Source organism: Streptomyces sp. NPDC002825, assembly GCF_040295385.1.
Lineage (GTDB): Bacteria > Actinomycetota > Actinomycetes > Streptomycetales > Streptomycetaceae > Streptomyces.
Genome location: NZ_JBEOVH010000033.1, coordinates 50,498 through 76,347, shown reverse-complemented (window position 1 = coordinate 76,347; position 25,850 = coordinate 50,498). Strand labels below are relative to the sequence as shown.

The following is a 25,850-nucleotide window of genomic DNA, read 5'->3' as shown; positions in this document are numbered from 1 at the left end:
GCGGTCACCGACCCCCCTTGCCCTGCTTGGGCAGGGGTGCGACCTGGGAGAACATCGCCTTCTGGGCGGCCTCCAGCTCACCGTGGTCCTGGGCGACCTTCCGCAGCGGTGCCTCCAGGCTCCCGGCCTCGTCCCGTACGCTCTTCAGCCGCTCCTGCCAGGAGAAGAGCACGGCGCTGAGCGCGGCCGTCGTCTCAAGGCCCTCGGTATGGGCCTGGACGCCGGTGTGCGCGGTCTCCAGCTGAGTAAGCCCTGTGTCGGTGTCGGCCTGCAGCTCCACGACCACACCCGCGGCGTGCGTCCAGGGCCCCTCGGTGTGCTTGAGATCCGCGTCCGCGCCTCCTCCGCCCCCGGACTCCGGCGCGACGCCCGCAAGGCTCATCCCCTGCTCGGCCGACGAGTCGCCTCCCTCGAACTGAAGCAACTGTTGCAGGCTTTGCGGTTGCGTTTCGCCAGCCATGCACTCTCCCCCGTTGGTCGCACTCTCATGTGTCAGCTTCCCGCTCGCGGTAACGCTACCGGGGACCCAGGGGTCGTGTGCAAGCGCAATGCGGAATCTGCTTGCAACGCCCGCAGCTTGGAGGGCTCAGCCGTGCTGCCCCGGTCCGGGAGGCGGGCCGTACTGCGCGTTCTGCTGGTACGGGGCGGGCTGCTGCGGGGCGGCGCCGTACGGTGCGTACTGAGGCATCGCCGGGGGCGGAGCCTGAACAACGGCGCCGCGGCGCCGGGAACGGACGACCACGACCGCGGCCGCGCCGCCGACCAGCAGGGCGGCACCGACGCCCAGGGCGATCCAGAGACCGGTGTCGCTCCCACTGTCGGACTCCGCGGCGGGGGCTGCGGTGGCCGGCTTGTCGTTGCCCTTGCCCTGCTCCGCCGGGGCCGGAGTGGACGACGCGCTCGCGGACGGCGAGGGCGACGCGGACGCCTCGGCGGCGGCGAGGTCCGGCAGCGGGTAGACGTCGGGGGCACCGGGGTCGCCCGGGGTGGTCAGCGCGCGAAGGGTGCGGATGCTGCCGTAGCCGAGGTAGTCGGTCCGCGCCTTCCCGCTCTTCGGCTTGCCGGCGGTGTTGAGCATGACGCGCAGGACCTGGTTGTTGGTCCAGTCGGGGTGCTTGGACCAGATCAGGGCGGCGGAGGCGGAGGCGAGGGCGGTGGCGGCACTCGTACCACTGCCCTTGCACAGCTGGGTTCCCTTGGAGCATGCGCTGATGGCATCCTCAGCCGGGGCAGCGAGGTCGACCTGCGGACCTGTCTCGGACTTGGGCCACCAGGCCGCCTTCTTGTTGAGGCCACCCACGCCGACGACACCGGGCGTCGCCGCGGGGTACATCACGTCGTTGGTCGTGTCGGCGCTGTTTCCCACGCCCGCGAAGATCAGCTTGTTCTTGGAGAGTGCGTACCGAACTGCCTCCGCGAGCTGCGGATCAGGATTCTGCTCGTGTTGGGCCGCAGAGATGTTGATGACCTTGGCCTGGGAGTCCGCGGCGAAGCGAATGGCTTTCGCCATGTTCACCGAGAACGGGTCGACGTGGCCCTTCTGCTGGAACTGCTCCTGGTTGTAGGGGATCCTGATCGGAAGGATCTTGGCCTTCGGTGCGAGCCCGAAGGATCCCTGCTCCGGTCCGCGAGCGCCCGTCCCCGCGATGAGCGCGGCGATGCCGGTGCCGTGACCGTCGATGTCGTTGTTCTCGTCTCCTGACAAGCGGGAGAAGTCCTTGCCCGGCAGCACCTGGCCTCGAAGGTCGGCGACGGTGTCGTCGACGCCGGAGTCGAGGACCGCGACGACGACACCCTCGCCCTGACTGACTTTCCACATCTTGTCCGCGCCCATGGCATCCAGGTGCCACTGCATGTCGCGTACCGACTCGGCGTGAGCCGGAGTCGCACCGACGCCCAGCAGTGTCAGGGCCATGGCGGCCGCCGTCAGGGAGCCGGACCGCATGGCCCGTCCACCGCTGGTTCGCATCTGCTTCTCCGTGCCCTTCTGCCTACGGGGTCAGTCGACGACCGGGGGAGCGCTCGGTCGCCTGCCCTGCTGCCAGGTCTCCTCGTCCTCGACCAGGTAGTCGGGACGTTCTCCGTGCTGTTCTTCGCGCTCACCGGGCTTCGCGGCGTTTCCGCGTACGAGGCCCGACCCACCGGCGGTGAAGGGCTTCCCGCCACCGGCGGCGCCGGTGCGCTGCGCCCTGCCGCCGACGACTCCACCGGTCTCGCCGGCGAGGCGACGGCCGCCGCTGATGCCGTTCTGGCCGGCCGCACCGCCCATGGGGCCACCCATGCCGTGCGCGCCGCCCATGCCCCGACCCATGCCCGTCCGGCCCTGGCCGGCGGGCTCGTTGCCGATGACGGTGCTGCGCGGGAGGCCGGTCTGGGGCCGGCCCGTGGTGCTGGGGACCTGACGGCCACCGCTGATGCCCTCGCGGGGCATGTTGGGCGTCGTGGTGCGGAGGCCACCGGTCAGCGGACTGCGTGGGTTGCCGGTGCCGCCGGTGAGGGGCGACGTGGGGCCGAAGGGGCCCGGGCCTCCCTTGACGGTCAGCGGAGGCACGCCGGTGGTCACGAACGGGGGTGTGCCGCCGTCCGGCTTGCCGATCGGCGGTGGGCCTCCCGGGGCCGGCGTCGTCGGACCGGTCGTGGTCGGCTTCGGCAGGGTGTCAGTGCTGTCGATCCCCAGGTCGACGGGAGCATCGGGCGTGACGTGCGTGGGGCCGGGTCGCACCGTGCCGCCCGTGTCCGTCGTCCTCCCGTCCGAGCCGTGTACGACACTCCCGTCGCTCGTGGTCTCCGTGCGCCCGCCGATGACGTCATGGGTCTGCCGCGTGGAGGACGTGCCGGTCGTACCGGTCGTGGAGGACGTACCGGTCCCGGACGAACGCCCTGGCACCTGGATGTTCTCCGACTCGTAGATCCAGGCCTCGTTCATCCCCGCCGGCGGCGGGAACTCCGGCCGCGGCGCGCTGTTCACCCGCTCGCCCGTGAACGTGTAGGTCTGCCCCAGCGAACGGAGCTTCATCAGCGCCTCGATCCGCGCCTGCTCCCGCGCGCTCGCCGCCGCGTTCATGTCGTCGGTCGCCGTCTTGACCTCGGTCTTGCCGGCGCCGGGGTCGTGGCGGGCCGCGTTCAGCGTGCGCTGGGCATTCGCGTAGTCCGTCTTCGCCGAGGCGCTCGTCTCGGCGATCTCGTCCACGCCGCTCTTCGCCGTGGCCATGGCCTGAGCCGACTCCGCCAGGCAATCGCCCGCCAGCCTCGTGTAGTCGGCGAGCTGGAACGTCGCGCTCGCCGTGGCCGAAGTCCATTCGACGAACGAGTCCGCCGCCACGCCCTTCCAGCTGAGACCGCCGTGGGCGCGGTTGCGCAGGTATTCGGCGATCTTGGTGATCTCCTCCGCCGCGCTCTTGAGCTTCCCCGAGAGCGCCTCGGCGCGGTCGTGCTGGATGGGAGTGAGCATCGCCAGCAGCTGCTCGTTCGACATGCCTTCGAGCGAAGTCGACTTCGGCTCCGGCTTCTTGGGCCCGTTACCCATGCGACTCTTCCCCCGTGTCCGTCAGGTGGTTCACTGGAAATCACCCTGCGCGTCGCCGCCCCCTGCGGGCACGTCGGCCCTCGGAGCCTCCGCAGAGGTGCCGCCCATGGTGTGCTGGGCGTTCCCCTTCTCCTCGCCGGAGCGCTGCAGATCGGTGATCTGTGTGTTGAGCGACCTCATCCGCGCACGGATGTCGTCGTCGATGTTCTCGTACCCGCTCTTGGAGAGGTCGATCGCGATCTTCATGCTCTCCATCTGGAGTCCCAGAACCTTGGAGAACTTGAGCAGTTCATCCCGTACGACGGCGTAGCTGGAGAAGAGGTAGCCCGCCTCGTGGAACCCCGGGCCCGCGAGGGCGGCCTCCTCCAGCCAGTCGTCGCCGATCTTGCCCGGTCCGGCGTTCGACTCCTCGAACCCTGTGAGCAGCGCGTCCACGCGGTCCTTGAGGTGCGCCAGCTCGTTCACCTCCACGGCCATGCTCGCGGCCGCACCGACAGCGCCGCCTATCAGGGGCACGAGGGAGAGCGCCGCGTTCACCGCTCCACCACTGTCCGTCGCCTCCGCCATAGCCGCCTCCCCGTTCGACAAGTCAGGACTTCATCGTAGTCAAGACGACGGACAGAACGCACCTCCGGGTTGCACAAGCAACGGACATCGGGTGGTTACGAATTGGGCACGGCGACCGCCGCCTGGGGGCGGATCGGGAGGCGGTTGACCGGGCGGCCCGTTGCCGCGCGTACCGCTGAGGCCACCGCGGCCGGTGCGGTGACCACCGGGATCGCGCTCGCCGCCTTCGCGCCGAAGGGCGCCACCACGTCGCGTTCCTCGACGAGTTTCACGATGCGAATGTCCGGGGCATCCAGGGATGTCGGGAGTGCGTACCCCGTGAAGTCGGGGTGCCGGACCAGACCGCGGGCCGTGCGGAGGTTCTCCGTGAGGGCCGCGCCGACGCCCTGGGTGATGCCCGCCTCGATGCGTGCGGCGAGCTGCGCGGGGTTCAGGATGCGACCCACGTCCTGGGCCACGGCCATCTCCACCACGCGTACCGCGCCGAGTTCGATGTCCACGTCCACCACCGCGCGGATCGCGCAGAAGGCGAGGCCGACGAACGCGTCGCCCTGGCCCGACTCGTCCAGCGGCTCCGTCGGGTGCGGGCGGCACTGGGCCGTGGCCCAGAGTTCCTTGCCGTCCATCGCTTCGGTGACCGTCGTCGACAGGACGCCGTCGTACGAGGTGATCTTGCCGTCCGTGATCTGGAGCAGCTCCGTCGACATGCCGAACTTGTGGGCCAGCGGCTGGAGCAGTTGCGTACGGACCATCTTCGCCGCGCGTTCCACCGCACCGCCCGAGACCCACGTGTGGCGGCCGTGGGCCGCCGGGCCCGCCGGGGGCTGGTCCGTGTCGACCGGTGCCACGTGCACCTCGTCGATGCCCAGCGTCTCCTGCACGATCTGGCGGGCCAGCGTGGAGAAGCCCGAACCCGTGTCCACGGCCGAGCAGATGACCGTCGCCACCCCGTCCATGACCCGCACGGTCGCCGTCGAGACCTCGTCGGTGCCCTCCGCGCCCAGCATGTGCACCATGCCCAGCGCGTAGCCCACGCCCCGCCGCACCGCGCCGGGTTCGCCCGCGCCCTCCGGGCCGCCGGGCAGCAGCCAGTCGCCTTCCGGGGTGTCCTTGGGGAGCGGGGGGAGCGGGAAGTCCCTTACCGCCGCGAGGAGTTCCGCCACCGGGGCCGGGCAGGTCACCGTCTGGCCCGTCGGCAGGATGTCGCCCGTCGCCATGACGTTCCGCATGCGCAGCTCCGCCGGGTCCACGCCCAGCTTCGCCGCCAGCTTGTCCATCTGCGCCTCGTACGCCGCGCACACCTGCATCGCGCCCTCGCCCCGGACATGGCCCGAAGGGGGGTTGTTGGTGCGGACCGCCCAGCCTTCCACGAAGGCGTGCGGAACGACGTACGGGCCGCACGCGAAGGCCACCGCCGCCGCGAGCGACTCCGACGAGGAGTCCGCGTACGCGCCCGCGTCGAGCAGGATCTGCGCCTCGACCTTCACCAACCGGCCCTCCGCGTCCGCGTGGTGGCGGTAGCGCAGCAGGGTCGGGTGGCGGTGGGCGTGGCCGAGGAAGGACTCCTCGCGCGTGGCGGTGAGCTTGACCGGGCAGCCGGTGCGCAGGGCGAGCAGCCCCAGCGGGATCTGGAAGCCCGGGTCCTCGCGGTCGCCCGTCGCGCCCGGGACGCCGGTGACGACCAGCTTGACCTGCTCCGGCGCGAGCCCGAAGCAGGCCGCCGCCAGGTCGCGGTCGGTGTGCGGGTCGGTGGAGGCCGTGTAGATCTCCACGCCGCCGTCGGGGCGCGGCACGGCGAGGCCCGCCTCCGCGCCGATCGGCGCCGGGTCCTGCCGGCCGATCCGGTACAGGCCCTCGACGACGACCTCGCCCGTCGCCTCCGGGTCCCCGAAGCGCAGCGGGATGTGCCGGATCAGGTTCCCGTCGGGGTGCAGCGCCTCCGCCGCGAACGCCTTCTCCGGGTCCGTGACGGGTTCGAGGACCTCGTACTCGACGGCGATCGCCGCCGTCGCGAGCCGCGCCGTGTCCGGGTGGTCGGCGGCGATGGCCGCGAGGGCCTCGCCGTGGTGCCGTACCAGGTCGGACGCGAAGACCGGCCGGTCGGCGACCCTGCGCCCGTACGTCGCCGCGCCCGGCACGTCCGCGGCCGTCACCACGGCCCGTACGCCCGGCATGGCCTCGGCCGCCGACGTGTCGATCGACACGATCCGGGCGTGCGGATGCGGCGAGCGGAGGATCGCGGCCCAGAGCAGCCCCTCGGCCCACAGGTCGGAGGCGTACGGGAAGGTGCCCTCGGTCTTCGCGCGCGCCTCGGCCTGCGGGAGCGAGGTGCCGAGGCCGTGTGCCGCGGGCTGCTCCTGACCGGGGGTGTCCAGAGCGGCGGTGGTCGCGTCGCTGCTCACGCCATGCCTCCGTCGTGCGGGTGGGGAATCTGGTGCGGGACACGGGCCTCGTCGCCGGCCTCGGGCGCGGCGGCCGCGGCGGCCGCCTCCCGCTCGGCGACGACGTCCCGGACGGCGTCGAGGACGCCCCGGTAGCCGGAGCAGCGGCAGAGGTTGCCGGCGAGGGCCTGGCGGGTCTCCAGCTCCGAGGGGGCGTGGTTGCCCTCCAGGAGGTCGTGCACGGTCATGCACATGCCGGGGATGCAGAAGCCGCACTGGACGGTGCCGCACTTCGCCATCGCCCGCTGCACGTCCGAGGGTTCGCCGTCGACCGCGAGGCCCTCGACCGTCCGCACCTCGCTCCCGGCGGTGGTCGCCGCGGGCACCAGGCAGGAGGCGACCAGCCGGCCGTCGACCTGCACGTTGCACGCGCCGCACTCGCCCTGCGAGCAGCCGTCCTTGGCCCCGGCGAGGCCGAGGCGCTCGCGCAGGACGTAGAGCAGCGACTCGCCGATCCAGGAACCGGTCACGGGCCGGTCGGTGCCGTTGACCCGCAGGGTGTACGAGGTGTGCGGGTGCTCGTCGCTGTCCGTGGACGCGTCGACGGGCGGCACCACCACGGGGGCGGGGGAAGGCTCGGGAGTCTCCTCCGGTACGGCCTCCGGTACGGCCTCCAGGGCGTCCGCGGGCGCCGCGGGGGCCGACTCCTGTACGGCCTCCGGGACGCGATCCGGGACCGGATCCGGTACGACCTCCGGCACGGGCTCCGATACGGCCTCCGGCTCCTCCGGGAGCGCCCACGGCGCCGCCGCACCGCCCGGCAGCGTCGCCGGAGCCTCGGGGTACGAGGCGGGCGAGGCGGGCATGCCAGGCGCCGACGCCTCCTCCGGCTGCGCCGCCACCGCCTCCGCCGGGATCTGCCACTGCCCCGTGGCCCCCGGGTCCGCGGCCGGAGCCACCGCCTCCTCGAAACGCCACTCGGCCGTCGCGTGCGGGTCGGGCTCGGCGTGGCCCAGGTGCTCGACGTGCTCCACGTGCTCGACGTGCTCCACGTGCTCGACGTGCTCCACGTGCTCGACGTGCTCCACGTGCTCGACGTGCTCCACGTGCTCGACGTGCTCGACGTGCTCGACGTGCTCCACGGCGTGCTCGACGTACGCGGGCGGATGGAAGTGCTCGACGCCCTGGAAGGTTCCGTCCTGCTCCCCGTACTCACCGCCCTCGAAGTACTGCGTCTGCTGCGCCTCCGTCGGGACGTGCACCGTCCACGAGCCCGTCGCCGACGGGTCCGTCGCCGCGGCCGGGGTGAGCGGCTGGAGCGGGGTGATCATCGGCGGTACGTAGCCGTGGCCCGGCGCCTCCAGGGGGACGCCGTCCAGCATGAAGTCGGGCGGCAGCTGGACGAAGGCGGTCGCGTCTCCGTCGTAGCCCTCGCTCTGCGGCAGCGGCTCCCAGCCGCCCGTCTGACCCGTGTGCTCGTCGCTCATGCCAGTGCCCTCCCCAGTGCCCGTCGGGCGAGTGCGGCGACCGTGCGCCGCAGGTGCAGTACGGCCGGGGGCAACTGTTCGTCGCCCGGCGGGTCCGGGATGCAGGCGGCGGCGACGTACTCGCCGAAGGCCGCGAGCGCCTCCGGGGCCAGCCCGCGCTCGTTGTCCCAGTCCACCAGCGAGGCGATCCAGCGCTCGGCCTCCAGGGGCCGCAGCGGCATGGGCGCGACGGCGCCGACCGCGCAGCGCACGCCCCGCCGGGCCGGGTCGAGGACGACGGCGACGGAGGCGGTGGCGCGGGCCGGGCCGGTGCGGCCGGTGGCCTTGAGGAAGACCTGGGGGGCGTGCAGGAGCGGGACGCGGACGAAGCCGACGAGCTCGCCGGGGGCGAGCAGGTCGCGGCCCGCGAGGAGGTGGGAGACGGGGATCTCGCGGCTGCCGAGCGGTCCGAGGACGACGAGGTCGGCCTCCAGGGCGGCGAGGACGGGCAGCGAGTCGCCGGTGGGCGCCGCGGTGACGATGTTGCCGCCGAGGGTGCCCGCGTTGCGGATCTGGGGCGGCCCGGCCGCGCGGGAGGCGGCGGCGAGGGCCGGGATGAGGGCGGCGAAGTCGGGGCGGCCCATCCGGGCGTGGGTGAGGCCCGCGCCGAGGAGCGCGTGGCCGTCCTGGTACTGCCAGCCGCGGATCTCGTTGATGCGGCTCAGGCCGACGAGTCCGGCGGGGCGGAGCTGGCCTTTGTTGACGGCGGCCATGAGGTCGGTGCCGCCGGCGACGGGGACGGCGGCCGGCATGGCCGTGAGCGCTGCCACGGCCTCGTCGAGCGAGGCGGGCAGCGTCACGGACTGCGCCGTCTGTGGTGCGTGCGTGGTCAACCCGCTGCCCCTTCCCGGTGTCCCGGTGGTCCCCGACTGTGCCCGGCCGTCGCGCCTGCGTGTGGGCGTACCGTACGTGCTCACAGGCCGGACGTGGCAACTCTGGCACATCTTCCGAGGAGTCCGGCGCGAGGGTCCGCGAAGGACTGTTCCGTCCGGGACGCCCTGTGAGCGACGGTAACTTCCCTTTCGCCGCTCTTGGGTGACCGGGTGACGTCGGGTCTCTCACACGTTCGGGGGCGTGCCCTCCAGGGGCCGGCCGACCACCCCGGGGCGCCGCTGCCACGGGTGGGGTCCGGCGGGCGGGCGGTAGTCGACTCCGAGGGCGTCCAGGCGCCGGTAGTGGCTGTGCATGCGGCGCTCGAAGTCGGCGTGGTCGCGCGCCTCCGGCGCGGGCAGCGCGGACCAGGCGACCTCGGCGAAGGCGGCGAGGCGCGGGAAGACCTGGTAGTCGACGCGGGCGCGGTTCTCCATGACCTCGGTCCAGACGTTGGCCTGGGTTCCCAGGATGTGGGCGGCGGCCTCGGGCGTGAGGCCCGGCGGGACGGGCTCGAAGCGGTAGACGTCCTCCAGGGTGCGGACGTATCCGATGGGCATGGGCTCGTCCTCGCCCGGTGCCTGACGGTGGTCGAGGTAGACGTGCTGTTCGGGGCACATGACGACGTCGTGGCCGGCCTCGGCGGCGGCGATCCCGCCCGCGTACCCCCGCCAGGAGGAGACGGCCGCGCCCTCGGCGAGGCCGCCCTCCAGGATCTCGTCCCAGCCGATCAGGCGCCTTCCGCGGGCGGCGAGCCAGCGGTCGAAGTGGCGGATGAACCAGGACTGGAGTCCTTCCTCGTCGCCGACGCCCAGCTCCTCGATGCGGGCCCGGGCGGCCGGGGAGGCCTTCCACTGGTCCTTGGGGCACTCGTCGCCGCCGACGTGGACGAAGGTGGACGGGAAGAGGTCGAGGACCTCCTCGAAGACGCCCTCGTAGAAGCGGAGGACGGCCTCGGTCGGGGCGAGGACGTTGGGGTTGACGCCCCAGGTGTCCCAGACGGTGAGGGCGGCGGTGTCGACGACGTCGGTGTTGCCGAGCTCGGGGTGGGCGGCGATGGCGGCCTGTGCATGGCCGGGGAGGTCGATCTCGGGGACGACGGTGATGTGCCGCTCGGCGGCGTAGGCGACGATCTCGCGGATGTCGTCCTGGGTGTAGAAGCCGCCGTGGGGGGTCTCGGTCCAGAGCTCCGAGGCCCGGTGCCCCCACTTGGTACGGGCCCGCCAGGAGCCGACCTCGGTGAGCTTCGGGCGGCGCTCGATCTCGATGCGCCAGCCCTGGTCGTCGGTGAGGTGGAGGTGGAGGACGTTGAGCTTGTGGGCGGCGAGGAGGTCGAGGTAGCGCAGGACGTCGTCCTTGGGCAGGAAGTGCCGGGAGACGTCGAGGAGGAGGCCGCGCCAGCCGAAGCGGGGTGCGTCCTCGATGGTCTGCGCCACCAGGACGGCGGTCGGCTTCGCCTTCACGGGCGCCTTGCGGAAGGCCTCGGGACCGAGGAGCTGCCGGAGGGTCTGCGCGCCCCAGAACACTCCGGCGGGCCCGCCGCCGGTGATCTCGACGACCTCGTCGATCACGACGTGGACCCGGTACGCCTCGGGGGCGAGGGTGTCGTCGATGCGCAGCCGGATGCTGTGGGTGGCGTTCTCGTCGTCGGTCGCCCGGAGCGGAAGCGCGAAGGCGGCGCCGAGGGTGGTGCGCAGCCAGCGTTCGGTGGTCTCGGTGCCGGGGGCGGCGCTCAGGGTGGTCCTGGAGTCGAGGACGAAGCCGCAGCGGTACGGCCCCTCGACCCGTACGGGCGCGGGGATCAGGTCCATGGGGTGGGTCATCGCGTCAGTCCTTCACCGCCCCGCCCAGTCCAGAGACCAGGCGGCGCTGTACGAGTACGAAGAAGACGAGCACCGGGATCGTCATCACGGTCGACCCGGCCATGATTCCTCCCCAGTCGTTCTCGTCGGGCTCGAAGAAGACGAGCAGCCCATCGGCAGGGTCGACTGCGAGGTGTCGCCGATGAGGAAGGACTTCGCGAAGAGGAAGCCGTTCCAGGTCGGACGCCGATCTTGTTGCCGGAGGCGAAGGCGGTGACGGTGGCGATGCCGCCCATCTGCGCGCACTTGACGGCCGGGCAGTTGTCGTCGCCGAAGAGCGAGGTGTACGTGGCGATGCCCCTGCGGGGGGCCTCGCTGTCGACGGCGGCCTCGTACGAGTCGCCCTGCGCGGTGGCGAGTTCGCCGCCGGCGGCCCAGACGAAGGGCAGGGCGCCGTAGACCTCGCCGCCGACGGTGACGGACTGCCTGGCGGTGGGGTCGGTGTCCCCGGCCTCGTCCCAGGCGGCGAACTCGGCGCTGATGTCGGCGAGTCCGCCGTCGTGGACGTATCCGGCGGTGTCGGTGTTGCCGTACTCGATGAGGTCGGGCGCCGACGTGGGGTCGTCGAAGGCGGCTTTGACGCGCTGGGCGCGGGTCTCGACGGGGATGTACTCGACTTCGGCCTTCGCGCCCGCGTGGCGCTTCTCGAAGGCGGCGACGGCCTCCTGGACGACCTTCTCCTCGGGCTGGTCGCCCACCTCCCGGAAGAGCCAGACGCGCAGGGTTCCGCTCTTCCTGTCGGCCGTGGCGGTGCCGCCGGACGTCCGGGGCGCGCAGGCGGTGGTGGTGAGGCCGGCGAGCAGGGGTGTGGCGGCCGGGGCCGTGAGGCGGGCCGGCAGCTTCCTGGCGGACTGCTCGGACGTCATGCGGAACCCCCTCCGAATGCGTGCGTTGCAACATGCGCAACGGTCGTTTCGCACTGCACAACACGCGAGAGGTTAGGCGCGCCCCCGGCGGGCCCACAAGAGGTCTGAACCACATCGGCCAGAAGGAGCGGATCGAGCGCGCCGGCCGCACCGACCGGCCCGGAGACGCGAAACGGCCCCCGCCGCACGTACCGGAGTACGCACGACGGGGGCCGCCCCCGGCGTCAGGACCGCGTCACTTGTCCTTGCCGCCCTTGTCCTTGTCGCCGCCGCCCGCGCCCATGGAGTCGTAGATCTCCTTGCACATCGGACAGACCGGGTACTTCTTGGGGTCGCGCCCCGGTACCCAGACCTTTCCGCACAGCGCCACGACGGGCGTGCCGTCGAGGGCGCTCGCCATGATCTTGTCCTTCTGGACGTAGTGGGCGTAGCGCTCGTGGTCGCCGTCACCGTGGGACACCTGCGGCGTCGGCTCGACGAGGGTTCCCGTACCTGCCCCGCGCTCGGGCTCGAGAGTGCTCATAACCGCCAAGGGTACTGAAAGCCGTGGCCCTCAGTTGAGGGACGGGTCGTCCGGGTACGTCGCGATCATCGCGAGCTCGCCGCGCTGCCGTCGCAGCACCTGCCGCCAGAGCGTCTCGGGGTGCGGCGAGGAGACGTCGCCGGGCTCCGACTCGACCACGTACCAGGCTCCGTCGCCGAGCTCCGACTCCAGCTGGCCGGGGCCCCAGCCCGCGTATCCGGCGAAGATCCGCAGCGAGCCGAGCGCGGGTCCGAGCAGCTCGGGCGGGGTCTCCAGGTCGACCAGGCCGATCGCGCCGTACACCCGCCGCCAGCCGAGCGGGCCCTCGTCGCCGGGGATGACGGCGACGCCGAGGGCCGCGTCGAGCGAGACCGGGCCGCCCTGGAAGACGACCCCGGGTTCGCCGGCGAGGGCGGCCCAGGGGGCGAGGATGTCGCCGACGGTGACGGGCGTGGGCCGGTTGAGGACCACGCCGAGGGAGCCCTCGTCGTCGTGGTCGAGCAGCAGGACCACCGCGCGGTCGAAATTCGGGTCCGCCAGCGCGGGGGTGGCCACGAGCAGCCGTCCTGTGAGCGAGGACACCTCGGTCATGCGACACATGATCCCGCATCTTCGGCGTTCGCGGGGGGTTGTGGGACGTGATGGCGGGAAGGCGGGGACCACCGCGGTCCGGGACGGAGGGGCCGCGGTGCCCGGCCGCCCCTCGGGGACAAGCGGACGGTAACGCTCCGCAAGATCACGGGAACAGAGGGTGTTGTGCCGAATTCATTACATCTGACAGCCCCCATGAGGCACCCGTTCGGGGTCTCATGGCCCCTTACCCTTTTCACTGGCCACCCGTCGGACCCCACTTTCGGAACGCGAGATTCATGACCGGCACAGACGATGTCCTGCTTGTCCACGGCGGCACCCCGCTGGAGGGCGAGATCCGCGTCCGCGGCGCGAAGAACCTCGTGCCCAAGGCGATGGTCGCCGCCCTGCTCGGCAGCGGCCCCAGCCGCCTGCGCAACGTTCCCGACATCCGTGACGTCCGCGTCGTCCGCGGGCTGCTCCAGCTGCACGGAGTGACGGTCCGCCCGGGCGAGGAGCCCGGCGAGCTCGTCCTCGACCCGACGCACGTCGAGTCCGCGAACGTCGCTGACATCGATGCCCACGCCGGCTCGTCGCGCATCCCGATCCTCTTCTGCGGCCCGCTGCTGCACCGCCTCGGCCACGCCTTCATCCCGGGCCTGGGCGGCTGCGACATCGGCGGCCGGCCCATCGACTTCCACTTCGACGTGCTCCGCCAGTTCGGCGCGACCATCGAGAAGCGCGCCGACGGGCAGTACCTGGAGGCCCCGCAGCGCCTTCGCGGTTGCAAGATCCGCCTGCCGTACCCCTCGGTCGGCTCGACCGAGCAGGTGCTGCTCACGGCCGTCCTCGCCGAGGGCGTCACCGAGCTGTCGAACGCGGCCGTGGAGCCCGAGATCGAGGACCTGATCTGCGTCCTGCAGAAAATGGGCGCGATCATCTCCATGGACACCGACCGGACCATCCGGATCACCGGTGTCGACCGCCTCGACGGCTACACCCACCGGGCGCTCCCGGACCGCCTGGAGGCGGCCTCCTGGGCGTCCGCGGCGCTGGCGACCGAGGGCAACATCTACGTGCGCGGCGCCCAGCAGCGCTCGATGATGACCTTCCTCAACACGTACCGGAAGGTCGGCGGCGCCTTCGAGATCGACGACGAGGGCATCCGCTTCTGGCACCCGGGCGGCTCGCTCAACGCGATCCACCTGGAGACGGACGTGCACCCCGGCTTCCAGACGGACTGGCAGCAGCCGCTGGTCGTGGCCCTGACGCAGGCCTCCGGCCTCTCCATCGTCCACGAGACGGTGTACGAGTCCCGGCTCGGCTTCACCTCCGCGCTGAACCAGATGGGTGCCCACATCCAGCTGTACCGCGAGTGCCTGGGCGGCTCCGACTGCCGCTTCGGCCAGCGGAACTTCCTGCACTCGGCGGTCGTGTCGGGCCCGACCCGGCTCCAGGGCGCCGACCTGGTCATCCCCGACCTGCGCGGCGGCTTCTCGTACCTGATCGCGGCCCTCGCGGCGCAGGGCACGAGCCGGGTCCACGGCATCGACCTGATCAACCGCGGCTACGAGAACTTCATGGAGAAGCTCGTCGAGCTGGGCGCGAAGGTCGAGCTGCCGGGCAGCGCGCTGGTCTGACCGGCCCCACCCGCCTCACAGGGCCCGGCGCCGGGCCCTGTGAGGCGTCACGGGCCCGCACCGGCGGGCGAGGCCCACGGGCCCGTACAGGCGCGTAAGGCGTCACGGCCCCGTACAGGCACGAACGAAAGGGCGGCCACCCCCTGACAGGGTGGCCGCCCTTTCTGCGCCTCTAGGCAGCCTTACTTGCCCTTGGCGGCTTCCTTGAGCTTCGAGCCCGCGGAGACCTTCACGCTGTAGCCGGCCGGGATGTCGATCGGGTCGCCGGTCTGCGGGTTACGAGCGGTGCGAGCGGCACGGTGGGTGCGCTCGAAGGTCAGGAAGCCGGGGATGGTGACCTTCTCGTCACCCTTGGCGACGACCTCACCGACGGTCTCGGCGAGAGCGGCCAGCACGGCGTCGGCGTCCTTGCGGGTCACCTCGGCGCGGTCGGCCAGGGCGGCCACCAGCTCACTGCGGTTCATGTTGTTACTCCCGTGTTCTTCTTGCCTGTGAGGCGTGCCACGCGGCGGAAGCCGCGCGATTGGGTACAGCGAAGCCGATGCTGCCAGGGCCCTCGGACAGTCCCCGGACCCGGGTCAGACGACAGACCCTCGCGCCCAAACACGCATCCTGCCCCCACCAGCGGCGGGAACGCCAATCCGGCACCCCCGCGGGTCACACGAAAAGCGCCCGAGCCCCGTGGTGGTGACGTTCTGTCGACGCCGCGAAAACCGCGCGGAGCCGAAACGCCACCCTAAAGGCGGGTTTACGGCTCCGCGAATCGCGACGCGCCGTCAGCGGCGCCCGGGCGCCGCGCCCGGGGCCGGGGGCTTCGCCGCGTCAGACGGTGGACTTCGCCGCGTTCCGGACGGCTCCGGCGACGGCGCCGGCGACCTTGTCGTTGAAGACCGACGGGATGATGTAGTTCGGGTTGAGCTCGTCCTCGGTGACCACGTCGGCGAGGGCGGTGGCCGCCGCCAGCATCATCTCCGTGTTGACCGTACGGGACTGGGCGTCGAGCAGACCGCGGAAGACGCCCGGGAAGACCAGCACGTTGTTGATCTGGTTCGGGAAGTCCGAGCGGCCGGTGGCGACGACGGCGGCGGTCTGCCGCGCGGCGGCCGGGTCGACCTCCGGGTCGGGGTTCGCGAGCGCGAACACGATGGCGCCCTCCGCCATGGCGGCGACGTCCTCCGCGCCGAGCAGGTTCGGGGCCGAGACGCCGATGAAGACGTCCGCGCCGACGACGGCCTCCTTGAGGGTGCCGGTGACGCCCTCGGGGTTGGTGTTGTCGGCGATCCAGCGCAGCGGCGTGCCGGGGGCGGCGTCGACCAGGTCCTCGCGGCCCGCGTGCACGACGCCGTGGATGTCGGCGACGACGGCGTGCTTCACGCCCGCCGCGATCAGCAGCTTGAGGATGGCCGTACCGGCGGCGCCGGCACCGGACATGACGACCCGTACGTCGCCGATGCCCTTGCCGACCACGCGCAGCGCGTTGGTGAGGGCGGCGAGGACGACGATGGCGGTGCCGTGCTGGTCGTCGTGGAAGACGGGGATGTCGAGGGCCTCGCGCAGCCGGGCCTCGATCTCGAAGCAGCGGGGCGCGGAGATGTCCTCCAGGTTGATGCCCGCGAAGCCGGGGGCGATCGCCTTGACGATCGCGACGATCTCGTCGGTGTCCTGGGTGTCGAGGCAGATCGGCCAGGCGTCGATGCCGGCGAAGCGCTTGAAGAGGGCGGCCTTGCCCTCCATGACGGGCAGCGAGGCCATCGGGCCGATGTTGCCGAGGCCGAGGACGGCGGAGCCGTCGGTGACGACCGCGACGGAGTTGCGCTTGATGGTGAGGCGGCGGGCGTCCTCGGGGTTCTCGGCGATCGCCATGCACACGCGGGCGACGCCCGGGGTGTAGATCATGGAGAGGTCGTCACGGTTGCGGATGGGGTGCTTCGACGCCATCTCGATCTTGCCGCCGAGGTGCATCAGGAACGTACGGTCGGAGACCTTGCCGAGGACGACGCCCTCGATGGTGCGCAGCTGCTCGACGATCTCGTCGGCGTGCGCGGTGGAGGTCGCGGCGATGGTGACGTCGATGCGGAGCTTCTCGTGGCCGGAGGCGGTCACGTCGAGGCCGGTGACGGATCCGCCGTGGGACTCCACCGCCGTGGTGAGCTGGGAGACCGCGGTTCCGCTGGCGGGAACCTCCAGCCGGACCGTCATCGAGTACGAGACGCTGGGCGCCGTTGCCATGGCCGAGTTCCTCTGCTTTCCCTGAGCTTCGTTGCTACGCCGCCCCGGCTGGTTGCCTGGCGGCGCCCTCCGATGGTCGCACCTACCTGCCGGTAGCAGGTAATGCGGTCATTTTGTTTTCGGAAAGTAGTTTCCACCATACGAGAACTGTCGGAAAAACTGAAGAGACCCCCGTCACCGGAGGTGACAGGGGCCTCAACTTTGTACGTACGTCTAAGTGGCACCGACCCGCCATGCTCGCCTCGCGGCAAGTGGTCCCTCTGAGGGACGAAGGTTGGGCCCGGGGGCTTGGATCGAGCCGGTGCCACGACAAGGCTAACAAACCACCCTGCCTGGTGATTCCAGCGCCACAGGTTGACCTGAAATCGGCGGCCGTGACCGGCCGGGAGTCGACCCGCTCAGTCCCGCAGCAGGTCCGGCACCCCCGCCTCGTCCGGCATGTCCCGGCCGCCCGCGAGGACCGTGAGCGCCTGCGTCGACCGGGTGAGGGCCACGTACAGCACCCGCAGGCCGGCCGGGGACTCGTCCGCGATCTCGGCGGGCGAGACGACCACCGTCGCGTCGTACTCGAGACCCTTCGCCTCCAGGGAGCCGAGCGCCACGACCCGGTCGCCGAGCCCGGCGAGCCAGCGCGCGGCCTCCTCGCGCCGGTTCATGGCGACGACGACACCCACGGTTCCGTCCACCTGGGTGAGGAGCCGCTCCGCTTCCAAACGTACGGTTTCGGCCAGATCACCCTTCTCCGGCACCGGTACGAAGCGGGGCTCGACGCCCGTGGAGCGGACGGCGCGCGGCGACTCCTTGCCCGGCATCGCGAGCGCGAGGACCTTGGCGGCGAGCTCGGCGATCTCCGCCGGGTTCCTGTAGTTCACGGTGAGCTCGAAGCGGCGCCGCGGCCGGGAGCCGAGGGCCTCGTCGCGGGACTCCGCTGCCTCGTCCGGGTCCGACCAGGAGGACTGCGCCGGGTCGCCGACGACCGTCCAGGTGGCGTGCCGGCCGCGCCGCCCGACCATCCGCCACTGCATGGGCGTCAGGTCCTGGGCCTCGTCGACGATCACGTGCGCGTACTCGGTGCGCTCGGCGGCGAGCCGCTCGGCCCGCTCCCGCTGGGTCTCCTCCCGTACGGGCATCAGCTCCTCCAGGCCCGTGAGCTGGTCCAGCGGGTCGTACTCCCGCTTCTTCCGGGGCCGGGCCGGGGCGCCGAGCAGGGTGTTGAGCTCGTCCAGGAGGGCGACGTCGTGGACGGAGAGCTCCCGGCGGCGCAGCGAACGCGCGAGCCGCCGCACCTCGCCCGGGTTGAGGATCCGGCGGGCCCAGCGCCCGAGCCGCCGTTCGTCGGCCATGGCGTCGAGGACCTGGCGGGGGGTGAGCTCGGGCCACCAGGCGTCGAGGAAGCCCAGGAACGAGTCCTCGGTCGACACGTCCTCGTCGAAGGAGGACCGCAGTTCGGCGGCGAGCTCGGGGTCGCTGTGCCGGCCCGCGGCGCCGGACTTGGCGTAGAGCGCGTCGAGGAGGAGCCTGCGGGCACGGGGCCGCAGCAGGTTGACGGGGGCGGTGCCGCCGAGGACGTTGTGCCGGATGCGGCGGAGCTCGTCGGCCTCGAGCTCGAGCCGGCGCCCGAAGGCGACGACGCGCAGGAGCTGCGGGGCGTCCGGGCTCTCCAGGGCGCCCCTGGCCGCCTTCCGGAGCACGTGCACCATGCGGGAGGAGCCCTTGACGCGCGCGACGGCGGGCTCGTCGTAGGCGGTGGCCTCGGCGCCGTCGACGAGCGAGCCGACGGCGCGGATCGCGACCTGGCCCTCCTCGCCGAGGGAGGGCAGGACGCCCTCGGTGTACGAGACGAGGAGCGGGGTCGGGGAGACGATGAGGATGCCGCCGGCGTAGCGCCGCCGGTCCTGGTAGAGCAGGTAGGCGGCCCGGTGCAGCGCGACCGCCGTCTTCCCCGTCCCCGGCCCGCCCTCGACGTACGTCACGGAGGCGGCGGGCGCCCGGATGACCAGGTCCTGCTCGGCCTGGATGCTGGAGACGATGTCCCGCATGGTGTGGCTGCGGGCCTGGCCGAGGGCGGCCATCAGGGCGCCGTCGCCGATCACCGGCAGCTCGCGGCCGTCGAGGGTGGCGCGCAGCTCGGGACGCATGAGGTCGTCCTCGACGCCGAGGACCTGGCGGCCCTTGGAGCGGATGACGCGACGGCGCACGACGCGGCCGGGGTCGACGGGGGTGGACCGGTAGAAGGGCGCGGCGGCGGGCGCGCGCCAGTCGATCACGAGGGGCGCGTAGTCGGAGTCGAGAACGCCGATGCGCCCGATGTGCAGGGTCTCACCGATCTCGGCGGTGTTGTCGGGACGGACGGCGTCCTCGGCGGGCTCGACGGACGTGTACGCCCCGTCCGGTCCCTTCTTCCCGTCCTTGCCGTACAGCAGGTCGATGCGACCGAAGAGGAAGTCCTCGAACTCGTTGTTGAGCCGGTTGAGGTGGATACCGGCCCGGAAGACCTGGGCGTCACGCTCGGCGAGGGCGCCGGGCGTGCCGACCTGGCCCCGCTGGGCGGCGTCGTTCATCAGGAACTCCGCCTCGTGGATCTTCTCCTCCAGACGGCGGTAGACCTGATCCAGATGTTCCTGCTCGACACCGATCTCACGGTCTCTGACCGTGTCCACGGCTTCCTGCGCGGCCACCTAAGGCCCCCTTCTCACGTGCACTGGGCAGCCGTCGAGCGTACGCCACGAGGGGGCACCGTGTCAGGCGCGAACCCACACCGAGGCGGACGGCCCCCCAGCCCACGCCCCGTGTGCAGGCCCGCGCCCGGGCGGGCGGTGCCCCGCTGCCGTGTGGGCAATCGTCCCGCATGGGGGTCCCCCCAGGACGAAGTCCTAGGGGGAGGGACGGGTGGGCACGCGGGACGGCGCCCTCAGCGGCGCCTCCGCGTTCCGAGCCTGGACCCGCACCCCGAGCGGCGGTGCACACGGGGTGCGGGTCAGGGCGCGTAAGCCTCTGGCGCCGGCATGGGCGCCGTTCCGTTGTGCCCACCCGTTCCGCCCCAGCGGGAACGCATGCCCACAACGGGGGGGCTAGCTGTCGTACTTCTCCGTTGACGGGTCCAGCGCCAGCCGATAGCCCCTTTTCACCACCGTCTGGATCAGCTTCGGCGCCCCGAGGGCCGTACGCAGCCGCGCCATCGCCGTCTCCACGGCGTGCTCGTCCCGCCCCGCCCCCGGGAGCGCCCGGAGGAGGTCGGCGCGGGAGACCACCCAGCCGGGCCGGCGGGCGAGGAGGCCGAGGAGGGCCATCCCGGCCGGCGGGACGGGCCGCAGGGCGCCGTCCACGAGGACCGCCTGCCCGCGGATCTCGACGCGGTGGCCGGCGACCGGCAGGACCCGTGCCCGCCCGGGAAGCTCCCGGCAGAGGAGCTGGACGAGCGGCCCCAGCCGGAAGCGCTCGGGCTGGTAGGTGTCGATGCCCTCCGCCTGGAGCGGCAGCGCCGTCACGGGCCCCACGCACACCGCGAGCACGTCGTGCCGGAGCGCGGCGACGAGCTGGTCCCGTACCCCCCGTTCCGCCGCCCGGGAGAAGAGCGAGGCGGCGGCCGGCGCACTGGTGAAGGTCATCGCGTCGACGCCCCGCGCGAGCGTCACGTCGAGGATCCGGTCGAGCGGCCCGAGGTCCTCGGGCGGCATCCAGCGGTAGACGGGGACGCCGACGACCTCGGCGCCGCCGGCCGTCAGGGCCTCCACGAAGCCCGGCAGGGGCTCCCCGTGCAGCTGGAGCGCGATCCGGCGCCCCGCCACGCCTTCGGCGAGGAGCCGGTCGAGGACCTCGGCCATGGACTCCGAGGAGGGCGACCAGGACTCGGTGAGCCCCGCGGCCCGTACGGCCCCCTTGACCTTGGGCCCGCGGGCGAGGAGTTCGACGCGGCGCAGCACGTCGATGAGCTCCTCCCCGTACCCCCACCCCTCCGCCGCCTCGATCCAGCCCCGGAAGCCGATCGCCGTGGTGGCGACGACGACGTCCGGGGCGTGGCCGATGAGTTCCTTGGTGGCGGCGAGGAGTTCGGTGTCGTCGGCGAGGGGGACGATGCGCAGCGCGGGGCCGTGGACGACGGCCGCACCGCGCCGCCGCAGCAGCGCGATCAGCTCGTCGGCGCGGCGTGCCGCGGTGACGCCGACGGTGAAGCCTGCGAGGGGGCCGTGTTCTTGCTCGTCCATGGGGCCTGAGCCTGACGGGGACGCGTGACGGTCTCGGTTCGCCCGTATTTCCTGGTCGTTACGGTCCGTGCCGGGCATGAGGGGTCACACCCGGGCGTAGCCGGACCGGGGCTCCGGCTCCGTGACCGCGGCGGCGGTCTCGGGGACGGCGGCCGGGGCCCGAAGGTATACCGCCCAGGTGACGACCATGCAGGCCGCGTAGAAGGCGAGGAAGGCGACGAAGGCGGCGGTGCCGGTGCCGGCGGTCTGGAAGGACTGGCGGAAGGCGAGGTTGATGCCGAGTCCGCCGAGCGCGCCGACGGCGCCGATGAGGCCCATGGAGGCCCCGGAGAGCCGTCGTCCGTAGGCTTCGGCGGCCTCGCCGGCGAGGCCCTTGCGGTGTCCCTGGGCGAGGAAGATCGCGGGGATCATCTTGTACGTGGAGCCGTTGCCGAGGCCGCTGAGGACGAAGAGCCCGATGAAACCGACGAGGAAGACGGCGAGGGACTCGGTCACGGAGGCGTAGATCACGACGGCGGTGGCGGCGGCCATCGCGGCGAAGGTCCACAGGGTGATGCGGGCGCCGCCGTGCCGGTCGGCGAGGGTGCCGCCGACGGGCCGGATGAGGGAGCCGAGCAGCGGGCCGATGAAGGTGAGCGAGGCGGCCTGGAGCGGGGTGCGGCCGAACTGGGTCTGGAGGACGAGGCCGAAGGCGAAGCTGTAGCCGATGAAGGAGCCGAAGGTGCCGATGTAGAGGAAGGCCATGATCCAGGTGTGCCGGGCCTTCACGGCCTCCTTCGCGGCGCCGGTGTCGTTCTTGACGGGGGCGAGGTTGTCCATGAAGAGCGCGGCGCAGACGGCGGCGACGACGATCAGCGGCAGGTAGACGCCGAGCACGATCCGGGGGTGCAGTGCCCCGGCGGTGCCGATGACGAGGAGGCCGACGAGCTGGACGACGGGGACGCCGATGTTGCCGCCGCCGGCGTTGAGGCCGAGGGCCCAGCCCTTCTTCCGGAGCGGGAAGAAGGCGTTGATGTTGGTCATGGAGGAGGCGAAGTTGCCGCCGCCGACACCGGTGAGCGCCGCCACGAGGACGAAGGTGGTGTACGAGGTGCCGGGCTCCATCACCGTGAAGGCGAGGGCGGTGGGCAGCAGGAGCAGCAGGGCGCTGAAGACGGTCCAGTTCCGGCCGCCGAAGCGGGCGACGGCGAAGGTGTACGGGATCCGGATCAGCGCGCCGGTGAAGGTCGCGGTGGCGATCAGGAAGAACTTGCCGGCCGGGTCGACCCCGTACTGCGGGCCCATGAAGAGGACCATGACCGACCAGAGGCTCCAGACGGAGAAGCCGATGTGTTCGGAGAGCACGGAGAAGGCCAGGTTGCGCCGGGCGATCTTCTCGCCCTTCTCCCGCCAGAAGGTCTCGTCCTCCGGTTCCCAGCGTTCGATCCAGCGGCCACCCATCTCGCACCTCCACGGAGTCGGATCCCTGATGCGACCGACGCTAGGAAGGGCGCGTTTCAGGCCGGTGCCGTGAGGTGACGGTGACGGAACCTTGCTCTCACCCGGCGCGTACGAGCCCTGTGAGCGCCCCCGTGCTAGGCCGGCAGCCCGGGCTCTCCGTCGGGCAGCCAGGAGCCGGGCGGGCGCTTCAGCCAGCCTTCCCGGGCGCCCAGCTCGGCGGCGGCCCGGCGCAGGGCGTCCAGGCCGGGGTGGCGGAGTCCCTTGCGCCACACGAGGCTCACGGGTGAGAGGGGGACGGGGTCGACGAGTGGCCGGATCACGCAGTTCGGCATGGGCGGGAAGTCGACGACGGCGAGGACGGGGTCGCCGTACTTGGCCATGAGCCGGCGGAACTCCTCGTGGCCGACGGCGAGCGGTGCGGGCGGGGCGACGTCGATGTCCCGGCCGGCGAAGAGGCGGGTGGCGAGGTCGGTCCACTCGGGCGTGCGGTCGTTTCCGGCGCCGGCGTAGATCCGCAGGCCGGCGAGGCGGGCGAGCGGCACCTCGGGCAGGCCGGCGAGGGGGTGGTCCTCGCGCAGGACCACGGCCATCGGCTCGTACCGGACGAACTGGGAGTCGAGCCGCGCCCTGAGCCGGGCGTCGAGTCCTCCGTACCGGCCGAAGGAGGTGTCGAGCCGGCCGGCGAGGATGGACTGGGCCGCGCCGGTGAGTCCGCTCTCGTAGCGGGCCATCAGCTCCTGTTCCGGGGCGAGTTCGCGGGCGCGCTGGAGGATCCGCTCCTGGACGAGGTCGGGGGTGTTGAGGTCGACGAGGAGCGGCCGGGGTTCGGCGCGGAAGGCGTCGCTGAGCTCGTCGTGGGCGGCCAACACCCGGCGGGCGTACGGGAGGAGGCGTTCGCCGTCGGGGGTGAGGGTGACCTGCCGGGTGGTCCGTACGAAGAGTTCGGTGCCCAACTCCCGCTCCAGGCGCCGGATGTCGCGGCTGAGGGCCTGCTGGGCGACGTAGAGGCGGGCGGCGGCGCGGGTGAAGTGCAGCTCTTCGGCGACGGCGGTGAAGGCGCGCAGCAGACGCGGGTCGGTGGACACCGCCGCATTTAACAACACAGGCGCGTCAATCACCACCGGTTAGGTGTTGGACCGCCGGGATCGTGCCGACCCACCCTTGGTCCATGCCGCAACCGGACCTCACCCTCACCCCCGCGGGCCCGGCCCTCGCCCCCCGCTACCGCGACCGGCCCGCCGCCCTCCCCCGCAGCCCCTACCTCCGCCTCTTCACCCACCCCGGCACCCGCGCCTTCACCGCCGGGAACCTGATCGCCCGGCTGCCCATGGGCATGTTCGGCGTCAGCGCCGTGATCATGATCGCGGCGGCGTACGGCTCCTACGCCCTGGCCGGCGCGGTCACCGCCACCGGCCTCGCCGTCGGCTCCGTCACCGGGCCGCTGATCGCCCGGCTGGTCGACCGGTACGGCCAGGCCAGGGTCGCGGTCCCGGCCACCGCCTACGCGGTCCTGGGCCATCTGGTCCTGCTGCTCTGCGTGCACGAGAAGGCTCCCGCCTGGGCGCTGTTCCTCACGACGGCCGTCACCGCCACCACCCCGAACACGGGCGGCATGTCCCGGGCCCGCTGGGCGTACCTCTTCCGGGACGATCCGGACGCGCTGCACACCGCGAACGCCTTCGAGCAGGCCGCCGACGAGCTCTGCTACATGCTCGGCCCGGTGCTCGCCGCCGTCCTGTGCTCCGCGCTCTTCCCGGAGGCGGGCACGCTCACCGCGGGCGTCCTCTTCCTCGGCGGCGTCCTGATCTTCGCCGCCCAGCGCTCCACCGAGCCCCCGGTCGCCCCCCGCACCACAGCGGGCTCCCCGCTGCGCGCCCCCGGCATGGCGCCGCTGCTCGCGGTCTTCCTCGCCACGGGAGCGGTCTTCGGCTCCATGGAGGTCGTCACCCTCGCGTACGTGGACGGCCCCGTCGCGGGACCGGTCCTCGCCCTGCAGGCCGCCGGCTCCTGCGCGGCCGGCCTCCTCTACGGCCGGGCCCGTCGCACGGCGCGGCTGCGCACCTGCCTGGCCGCGATGACCGTCCTGATGGCGATGCCGCTGCTCGCCGCCTCGACCGGCTTCCTGCCCGCCCTGGCCGCCGGCCTCCTCCTGGCGGGCATGGCGACGGCCCCGACGATGGTCACGGGCATGGGCCTGGTCCAGCGCCTCACGCCCGCGGCCCAGCTCAACGAGGGCATGACCCTCGCGGTGACCGCGCTCCTGGCGGGCATCGCGACCGGCTCGGCCACCGGCGGCTGGGCCGCCGACCACGCGCCCTTCGCCTCCTTCGGGTTCCTGATCCCGGTGACGGCGGCGGCGTTGGCCCTGACCCTGTGCACGGCGACCGGGGTGGGCCGCCGTACACGGGACTGAGGGGTTCAGCTCTGCCGGAGCGGCGCCATCGGCAGCTGCACCCCGTACGCGGTCGCGCCGGCCCCGGCGCCGCCCTCGCACCCGTCGGGCTCCTGGGTGCCGAGGCCCCGGGTGGACGGCTTCTCGGCGGCCCAGAACATGTAGCCGAGGAGCCCCGGGGTGGTCCCGGCCCCGTTGGGCGCCGCGTTCCGCACCCAGTCGCCGGTCGCCTTCTGGAGCGAGTTCGCGAAGTCGACGCACTCGGGCAGCGGGCTCCGGCCGTACGCCAGGTAGAGACCGGCCGTGAGCTTCGCGGGGGCGAGCGGGGCGACCGGCGGCGAGAACTGGGGCTTGCCGTCGAGGTGCTCCTGCCAGTTCGCGATGTGCGAGCTCGCGGAGGTGGGCCGGGCGGGCACCATCGCGTTGGCGTAGTCGAGCACCGGGGTGTCGGTGCGCAGCCAGTCGGCGGTGGCCTTGCGGTTGATGTCGATGAGCCAGCGGTCACCGGCGGCGGTGTCGATGGTGAGCCGCGCGGCCGGCCGCGTACCGGAGGCGTCGTAGGGGTGGACGGACCGGTAGGCGTCGATGAAGGCCTGGAGCCCGGTGAGGTTCGGGTCGGTGTTCTGCTCGTAGTCGATCTCGATGCCGACGCCGAGGTCGGCGGCGACGGCGGCGGCGTTGAGCCCCAGCTGGGTGGCGTTCTCGGCGAGGGCGGCGTCCCACTCGTCGGTGTATGTGATCCCGCCGATGGACAGCATCACGCGGATCCCGCGCGAGGTGAAGTACTGGACGATCTCGCGGCTCATGCCGACGGGGACGCCGTTCGCGGTGCCCGCGTCGGTGGTGCGGTGGAGCAGTTTGAGCGGCTCGACGAAGCTGAGCACGACCAGGTTGACGGAGGGCCGTCCGTCGCCGCGGTCGATCAGCCAGTGGTTCTTGGCGTCGAACTCGGCGACGTCGCGGACGGTGGACCAGGTGCAGTAGTCGTCCCCGCAGTGCCAGGTGCCGTAGACCTGCACGGGCGCGGGCGTGGCGGCGCCGGCGGGCAGGGTGGCGGGGACGAGGAGGGCGAGGAGCATGAGCAGGACCGCGAGGGGTCTGTGACGCATACGTACCTCCGGGAGTGCCGTGGCGTGGGGGGCGGCGACCGCAGAGTGTCAGGTCCAGACCAAGCCCACAAGAGGGCGGGGGCATGTCGGCGAACATGACAAAGGCCCGGCAGTCGCTCGCGCGACCACCGGGCCTGTGCCCAC

Annotated in this window: 19 protein-coding genes and 2 pseudogenes; 2 read left to right on the top strand and 19 right to left on the bottom strand. The window is 72.4% G+C overall.

The features are described 5' to 3' along the window. Window positions 1-4: 4 nt before the first annotated feature. The 12 genes and pseudogenes from ABT041_RS32070 to ABT041_RS32015 all read right to left on the bottom strand — a co-directional run bounded on the left by ABT041_RS32070 (window position 5) and on the right by ABT041_RS32015 (window position 12,712). The gene (locus tag ABT041_RS32070) at window positions 5-424 is read right to left on the bottom strand and encodes a hypothetical protein (RefSeq protein WP_351191087.1); all 420 of its coding nucleotides are present in this window, start codon (window positions 422-424) and stop codon (window positions 5-7) included. Between the two features lie 162 nt (window positions 425-586). Continuing rightward, the gene (gene mycP, locus ABT041_RS32065) at window positions 587-1,969 is read right to left on the bottom strand and encodes a type VII secretion-associated serine protease mycosin (protein ID WP_351191085.1); all 1,383 of its coding nucleotides are present in this window, start codon (window positions 1,967-1,969) and stop codon (window positions 587-589) included. 30 nt (window positions 1,970-1,999) lie between these two features. Continuing rightward, window positions 2,000-3,526: a WXG100 family type VII secretion target gene (locus ABT041_RS32060; protein ID WP_351191083.1), complete on the bottom strand. Its 1,527-nt coding sequence runs from the start codon at window positions 3,524-3,526 to the stop codon at window positions 2,000-2,002. A 30-nt stretch (window positions 3,527-3,556) separates the two neighbouring features. Then, entirely contained in the window at window positions 3,557-4,093 is a 537-nt protein-coding gene (locus tag ABT041_RS32055; protein ID WP_351191081.1) for a hypothetical protein, read from the bottom strand. 95 nt (window positions 4,094-4,188) lie between these two features. After that, entirely contained in the window at window positions 4,189-6,495 is a 2,307-nt protein-coding gene (locus ABT041_RS32050) for a xanthine dehydrogenase family protein molybdopterin-binding subunit (protein WP_502976632.1), read from the bottom strand. Continuing rightward, on the bottom strand, window positions 6,492-7,961 hold the full coding sequence (locus tag ABT041_RS32045; RefSeq protein ID WP_351191079.1) for a (2Fe-2S)-binding protein: 1,470 nt from the start codon (window positions 7,959-7,961) through the stop codon (window positions 6,492-6,494). The genes ABT041_RS32050 and ABT041_RS32045 overlap by 4 nt, the downstream gene beginning before the upstream one ends. Next, complete coding sequence (locus ABT041_RS32040; protein WP_351191077.1) at window positions 7,958-8,833, bottom strand: FAD binding domain-containing protein; 876 nt, start codon at window positions 8,831-8,833, stop codon at window positions 7,958-7,960. The genes ABT041_RS32045 and ABT041_RS32040 overlap by 4 nt, the downstream gene beginning before the upstream one ends. 225 nt (window positions 8,834-9,058) lie before the next feature. Further along, window positions 9,059-10,693, bottom strand: coding sequence for a beta-N-acetylhexosaminidase (locus ABT041_RS32035; RefSeq protein WP_351191075.1), 1,635 nt, complete (start codon window positions 10,691-10,693; stop codon window positions 9,059-9,061). A gap of 4 nt (window positions 10,694-10,697) precedes the next feature. Continuing rightward, window positions 10,698-10,912, bottom strand: a pseudogene (locus ABT041_RS32030) (carbohydrate ABC transporter permease); the annotation flags it as partial. A 17-nt stretch (window positions 10,913-10,929) separates the two neighbouring features. Further along, window positions 10,930-11,598, bottom strand: a pseudogene (locus ABT041_RS32025) (extracellular solute-binding protein); the annotation flags it as partial. Between the two features lie 235 nt (window positions 11,599-11,833). Continuing rightward, on the bottom strand, window positions 11,834-12,121 hold the full coding sequence (locus ABT041_RS32020) for a DUF3039 domain-containing protein (protein WP_015033918.1): 288 nt from the start codon (window positions 12,119-12,121) through the stop codon (window positions 11,834-11,836). Between the two features lie 30 nt (window positions 12,122-12,151). Next, window positions 12,152-12,712 carry a YqgE/AlgH family protein gene (locus ABT041_RS32015; protein WP_351191073.1) on the bottom strand — a complete coding sequence of 187 codons (561 nt, stop codon included), beginning with the start codon at window positions 12,710-12,712 and terminating at the stop codon, window positions 12,152-12,154. A 278-nt stretch (window positions 12,713-12,990) separates the two neighbouring features. On the opposite strand from ABT041_RS32015, the gene murA reads away from it, so the two are divergent. Next, window positions 12,991-14,331 (top strand): UDP-N-acetylglucosamine 1-carboxyvinyltransferase, encoded by a 1,341-nt coding sequence (gene murA, locus ABT041_RS32010; protein ID WP_351191071.1) that lies wholly within the window; start codon window positions 12,991-12,993, stop codon window positions 14,329-14,331. A gap of 182 nt (window positions 14,332-14,513) precedes the next feature. Here the strand turns inward: murA and ABT041_RS32005 are convergent, their stop codons facing one another. The 6 genes from ABT041_RS32005 to ABT041_RS31980 form a co-directional block, all read right to left on the bottom strand. Beyond that, window positions 14,514-14,795 carry an HU family DNA-binding protein gene (locus tag ABT041_RS32005; RefSeq protein ID WP_015033921.1) on the bottom strand — a complete coding sequence of 94 codons (282 nt, stop codon included), beginning with the start codon at window positions 14,793-14,795 and terminating at the stop codon, window positions 14,514-14,516. A gap of 358 nt (window positions 14,796-15,153) precedes the next feature. Further along, window positions 15,154-16,560: an NAD-dependent malic enzyme gene (locus ABT041_RS32000; RefSeq protein ID WP_351191068.1), complete on the bottom strand. Its 1,407-nt coding sequence runs from the start codon at window positions 16,558-16,560 to the stop codon at window positions 15,154-15,156. Between the two features lie 398 nt (window positions 16,561-16,958). Further along, window positions 16,959-19,238, bottom strand: coding sequence for a HelD family protein (locus tag ABT041_RS31995; RefSeq protein ID WP_351191066.1), 2,280 nt, complete (start codon window positions 19,236-19,238; stop codon window positions 16,959-16,961). Between the two features lie 393 nt (window positions 19,239-19,631). After that, window positions 19,632-20,765, bottom strand: coding sequence for a uroporphyrinogen-III synthase (locus ABT041_RS31990; protein ID WP_351191064.1), 1,134 nt, complete (start codon window positions 20,763-20,765; stop codon window positions 19,632-19,634). Window positions 20,766-20,849: 84 nt separating this feature from the next. Continuing rightward, window positions 20,850-22,205 (bottom strand): nitrate/nitrite transporter, encoded by a 1,356-nt coding sequence (locus ABT041_RS31985; RefSeq protein WP_351191062.1) that lies wholly within the window; start codon window positions 22,203-22,205, stop codon window positions 20,850-20,852. A gap of 134 nt (window positions 22,206-22,339) precedes the next feature. Then, the gene (locus ABT041_RS31980) at window positions 22,340-23,290 is read right to left on the bottom strand and encodes a LysR family transcriptional regulator (protein ID WP_351191060.1); all 951 of its coding nucleotides are present in this window, start codon (window positions 23,288-23,290) and stop codon (window positions 22,340-22,342) included. A gap of 83 nt (window positions 23,291-23,373) precedes the next feature. On the opposite strand from ABT041_RS31980, the gene ABT041_RS31975 reads away from it, so the two are divergent. Further along, on the top strand, window positions 23,374-24,618 hold the full coding sequence (locus ABT041_RS31975; RefSeq protein ID WP_351191058.1) for an MFS transporter: 1,245 nt from the start codon (window positions 23,374-23,376) through the stop codon (window positions 24,616-24,618). A gap of 5 nt (window positions 24,619-24,623) precedes the next feature. On the opposite strand, the gene ABT041_RS31970 is transcribed toward ABT041_RS31975, so the two are convergent. After that, on the bottom strand, window positions 24,624-25,706 hold the full coding sequence (locus ABT041_RS31970) for a glycoside hydrolase family 18 protein (protein ID WP_351191056.1): 1,083 nt from the start codon (window positions 25,704-25,706) through the stop codon (window positions 24,624-24,626). Window positions 25,707-25,850: the final 144 nt, after the last annotated feature.

Coding starts and splice junctions, on each gene's coding strand:
- ABT041_RS31975 (WP_351191058.1), top strand. CDS start 23,374: ATGCCGCAACCGGACCTCACCCTCACCCCCGCGGGCCCGGCCCTCGCC.
- ABT041_RS32005 (WP_015033921.1), bottom strand. CDS start 14,795: ATGAACCGCAGTGAGCTGGTGGCCGCCCTGGCCGACCGCGCCGAGGTG.
- ABT041_RS31985 (WP_351191062.1), bottom strand. CDS start 22,205: ATGGGTGGCCGCTGGATCGAACGCTGGGAACCGGAGGACGAGACCTTC.
- ABT041_RS31970 (WP_351191056.1), bottom strand. CDS start 25,706: ATGCGTCACAGACCCCTCGCGGTCCTGCTCATGCTCCTCGCCCTCCTC.
- murA (WP_351191071.1), top strand. CDS start 12,991: ATGACCGGCACAGACGATGTCCTGCTTGTCCACGGCGGCACCCCGCTG.
- ABT041_RS32045 (WP_351191079.1), bottom strand. CDS start 7,961: ATGAGCGACGAGCACACGGGTCAGACGGGCGGCTGGGAGCCGCTGCCG.
- ABT041_RS32015 (WP_351191073.1), bottom strand. CDS start 12,712: ATGACCGAGGTGTCCTCGCTCACAGGACGGCTGCTCGTGGCCACCCCC.
- ABT041_RS32035 (WP_351191075.1), bottom strand. CDS start 10,693: ATGACCCACCCCATGGACCTGATCCCCGCGCCCGTACGGGTCGAGGGG.
- ABT041_RS32055 (WP_351191081.1), bottom strand. CDS start 4,093: ATGGCGGAGGCGACGGACAGTGGTGGAGCGGTGAACGCGGCGCTCTCC.
- ABT041_RS32060 (WP_351191083.1), bottom strand. CDS start 3,526: ATGGGTAACGGGCCCAAGAAGCCGGAGCCGAAGTCGACTTCGCTCGAA.
- mycP (WP_351191085.1), bottom strand. CDS start 1,969: ATGCGAACCAGCGGTGGACGGGCCATGCGGTCCGGCTCCCTGACGGCG.
- ABT041_RS32020 (WP_015033918.1), bottom strand. CDS start 12,121: ATGAGCACTCTCGAGCCCGAGCGCGGGGCAGGTACGGGAACCCTCGTC.
- ABT041_RS31990 (WP_351191064.1), bottom strand. CDS start 20,765: ATGGACGAGCAAGAACACGGCCCCCTCGCAGGCTTCACCGTCGGCGTC.
- ABT041_RS32000 (WP_351191068.1), bottom strand. CDS start 16,560: ATGGCAACGGCGCCCAGCGTCTCGTACTCGATGACGGTCCGGCTGGAG.